Origin of the sequence: Cobetia sp. 5-25-4-2, assembly GCF_013374075.1 — a bacterium.
Lineage (GTDB): Bacteria > Pseudomonadota > Gammaproteobacteria > Pseudomonadales > Halomonadaceae > Cobetia > Cobetia marina.
Genome location: NZ_BLWK01000020.1, coordinates 1 through 511, shown reverse-complemented (window position 1 = coordinate 511; position 511 = coordinate 1). Strand labels below are relative to the sequence as shown.

The window sequence follows — 511 nt, the reverse complement described above, 5'->3', positions numbered from 1 at the left end:
CGAGGGCGAACTGACCGCGACGTTGACCGTCACTGACGACGCCGGTAATGCGGCCGAGTTCACGGATGCCGCGACCAAGGACACCGTCACCGACACCCCGACGCTGAACGACACCGATGGCACCACCCTCACCGGCACCGGTGAGCCCGGCGCGACCGTCGACATCACCGATGGCAATGGCAACCCTGTCGCCACCACCGAAGTCGAAGAGGATGGCACCTTCTCGGTCGAGCTCGATCCGATGCCGGAAGACGGCACCGAACTGACTGCCACCGCGACCGACCCAGCCGGCAACACCAGTGAGCCGTCCAACCCCGTCACGGTTGATAGTAATACCGACACCACCCCGCCGGCGGAAGGCGACAACAGCATCGCCTTCACCGATGGTGGCGATGGCTTCCTGAATGCCGACGAGATCGGCAACGTGACGCTGACCGGCTCCATCGAAGACGGCCTGAGCAGCGACAACGTTCAGCTGGTGATCACCGACGGCGAAGGTGGCTCCGTCACC

General features: G+C 64.8%; 1 protein-coding gene. It reads left to right on the top strand.

Annotated elements, in window-relative coordinates; genetic code table 11:
* Window positions 1–511 (top strand): Ig-like domain-containing protein (locus HXS65_RS17335; RefSeq protein ID WP_176494529.1); only part of this gene is annotated, 511 nt, incomplete at both ends.